4 protein-coding genes are annotated in these 3,121 nt (G+C 65.4%); all 4 read left to right on the forward strand.

The features are described 5' to 3' along the window. The first annotated feature begins 110 nt into the window (after positions 1–110). The 4 genes from tnpA (at position 111) to J2W23_RS31330 (ending at position 3,081) form a co-directional block, all read left to right on the forward strand. Positions 111–506: an IS66-like element accessory protein TnpA gene (gene tnpA / locus J2W23_RS31315; protein ID WP_307651495.1), complete on the forward strand. Its 396-nt coding sequence runs from the start codon at positions 111–113 to the stop codon at positions 504–506. Then, positions 503–850 (forward strand): IS66 family insertion sequence element accessory protein TnpB, encoded by a 348-nt coding sequence (gene tnpB, locus J2W23_RS31320; protein WP_124962304.1) that lies wholly within the window; start codon positions 503–505, stop codon positions 848–850. Before tnpA ends, tnpB begins: the two co-directional genes overlap by 4 nt. An 85-nt stretch (positions 851–935) precedes the next feature. Beyond that, complete coding sequence (gene tnpC, locus J2W23_RS31325; protein ID WP_373424014.1) at positions 936–2,534, forward strand: IS66 family transposase; 1,599 nt, start codon at positions 936–938, stop codon at positions 2,532–2,534. Positions 2,535–2,562: 28 nt separating this feature from the next. Then, the gene (locus tag J2W23_RS31330; RefSeq protein WP_307651497.1) at positions 2,563–3,081 is read left to right on the forward strand and encodes a hypothetical protein; all 519 of its coding nucleotides are present in this window, start codon (positions 2,563–2,565) and stop codon (positions 3,079–3,081) included. Positions 3,082–3,121 lie beyond the last annotated feature (40 nt).

Consider the following 3,121-nt stretch of genomic DNA (forward strand, 5'->3'; position numbering starts at 1 on the left):
CGTAATAGTCCGACGAAGGCCGTCCTTGCCTGATGCGCAGGCTGCAGGAAGCATCTGATCCGAATCGCAGACCCGCTTGGAGGTGTGCGCTAAAGGAGATGGTGCACACCATGAAGAGTGAGCAAGATTCGAAGGCCGGCCGACGACATCACGACCGTGCGTTCAAGCAGGAGCTGGTGCGACAAAGCTTGGAGCCAGGCGCGTCCGTATCGGCGATCGCACTGCGCAGTGGCATCAACGCCAACATGCTGTTCAAGTGGCGCAGGGAGCATGTTCGAGCCGCAGGCGGCGCGCTGCCAGCTGTACTGTTGCCGATAGAGGTGGCACCGGCGACCGAAGCCATGTCGATTCCGACGTCCACCGGGTCGACCCCGTCGCCATCGAGGTCGGCGCCGCGGACTGGCGTCATCGAGCTGGAGTTCGCCGGCGCGCAACTGCGACTGCGTGGCGCTGTCGACGAAGACAGCCTGTGCAGTGTCTTGCGCGCACTGCGCCAGAGCGCGTGATCGGCCCGCGCGCGGGCACCCGCGTCTGGCTGGCCGCGGGCGTGACGGACATGCGCTGCGGCATGGACACGCTGGCGGCGAAGGTGCAGACGGCGCTCACCGAGGACCCGTACTCCGGCCATGTCTTCGTCTTCCGTGGCCGTCGTGGCGACTTGGTCAAGCTGCTGTGGAGTGACGGCGACGGCATGTGTTTGCTGGCCAAACGCCTGGAGCGTGGTCGCTTCATCTGGCCGCAGGCCGAATCGGGCTCGATCTCGCTGAGCGGTGCACAGCTGTCGATGCTGCTCGAAGGCATCGACTGGCGCCGACCCGAGCGCACCTGGCAACCGCGCGCAGCGGCGTAGCGGACCGTCGGCCAAGTTGACAGGACAACTCCGGTTGTAGAGGCGGGTTCCGGCCGGCACAGTCGTGCCCATGACCTCGCAGGAACTGCTTGCCGCCAACGCCGCTCTCAGCGGCGAGGTGCAGCGCTCGCAAGAGGCATTGAAGATCGCGCTGCTGACCGTCGAGAAGCTCAAGGTTGAAATGGCGTACTTGCGGCGCATGAAGTACGGCCGCTCCAGCGAGCAACTCGAGCACGCCCAGCTTGAACTTGTGGGCGGCCAGATCGCGCAGCCAGCGTTGACCCCGACGCAGGCCGAGGGGGCCGAAGATGACGAGCACCATTCCAACGTCACGTCCATCGAGCAGGGTCGCAAGAAGCGTCGGGCACGAGAGCGCACCGGAATGCGTGATCTGCCAGAGCATCTGCCGCGGCGCACCGTGGTGCACACGCCGCACGGCGGTTGCGATTGCCAGGCCTGCGGTCGCGGCCTGCGCGAGATCGGCCAGGACGTCTCAGAGGTACTCGACTATGAGCCGGGCAGCTTCCATGTCGTGCGCCACGTTCGCCCCAAGCTTGCCTGCGCGCGCTGCAGCACGATCACCCAGGCGCCCGCGCCGAGTCGCCCCATTGATCGCTGCATGGCCGGTGCCGGGCTGCTCTCGCACGTGTTGGTGAGCAAGTATTGCGATCACACACCCTTGTATCGGCTGTGCCAGATCTACGGCCGTGAAGGCGTCGAACTGCAGCGCTCGACCCTGGCCGACTGGGTGGCGCAGGCGGCGCGCCTGCTGAGCCCGCTGGCCGAAGCCATCGGCCGCTACATGTTGGCGGCCGACAAGATCCACGGCGACGACACACCGATCCGCGTGCTCGGCGGCGCAGGCGCCAAGGCTCGCACGGGACGCCTCTGGGTGTACGTGAGGGATGACCGGCCCAGCGGCGACACGGCGCCGCCGGCGGTGTGGTTCCAGTACTCGGCGAACCGCAAGGGCGAACATCCCGTGCGCCATCTGAGGCACTTCAATGGCATCCTGCAAGCCGATGCCTTCGCTGGGTATCACCCGTTATACGAAAACGGCCAGGTGGTCGAGGCGGCATGCTGGAGCCACGCACGACGCAAGCTGTGGGACATCCACGAGCGCCAGCACAAGCTGGCCGGCACGCTGGCGCATCAAGCGCTGCAGCGCATCGGCAAGGTCTTCGGTGTGGAGGCCGAGATCCGAGGCAAGCCGCCACACGAGCGAATGCGGGTTCGCCAGGAACGCACCGCTGCGATGCTGGGCGAATTGAAGGAGTGGTTCAACACAGCGCTGTCGCAGGTCTCGGCGAAGTCGCCGATGGCGTTGGCGATCGGCTACTCGCTGAGCAACTGGACGGCGCTGACGCGCTTCGTCGACGACGGGCGGATCGAAGCGCATAACAACGCGGCCGAGCGTGCGCTGCGAGGCGTCGCGATCGGGCGCAAGAACTACCTGCATCTCGGTTCCGACAGCGGCGGGCACAGCGCCGCGGTGATCTACACCTTGATCGGATCGGCCAAGCTCATTGGCATTGATCCACAGGCATACCTGCGCCACGTGCTTGAGCACATCGCCGACCATCCGAGCAACCGTATCGACGAGTTGCTGCCGTGGGCAGTCGCCGGCGAGTTCGCCAGGTCTGCTGCGACGTCCTCACAAGCGACTGACAAGCTCGCGGCTTGAGCACACCAGCGCTGGCAAAATTGCCAGCATGCGTGTCAAGCAGATCGAAGATCTTCCCATGGCCACCAGCGCTGAGCTGTACCAGCTCAGCTGGGTCATCGAGCAACTCATGGCCGACCCCAGGCGCATTGTGCAGGCGCGCTCGCAGTTGCACATGGGCCAACTGGTGAAGTACTGGGACTGGGGGACCGGCAAGCTGCGCGAGGCTCGCATCGCGGCGATGAAAGACCGGCAGGTCACACTGATCGATGAGCAAAGCAAACAGCGCTTGAGCGTGCTGTACGCGGCCGTCGTACCTGTCGATGATCAGCAGGCAGCCACGTCATCCTCACCCGCGACTGCAGCGCCGCTGAGGCCGCCGCCGGAGATCCATCACAAACAGGACTTCCGCGTCGGCCAGCGCGTGAGCTTCACCGACCAAAGCCTGAAGCGGCACGTCGGAGAAATCGCTCGGATCAACCAGCGCACGGCCACCGTTCACTGCGACGGCCGTGCATGGCGCGTGGCGTTCGCTCTGCTTCAACACGTCACCGACATCACGCCTTAAACCACCCAGCCGTCAACAACGGCCTCGAGCGGACTATTAC

This window comes from Variovorax boronicumulans (assembly GCF_030812215.1).
Classification (GTDB): Bacteria; Pseudomonadota; Gammaproteobacteria; order Burkholderiales; family Burkholderiaceae_C; genus Variovorax; species Variovorax boronicumulans_C.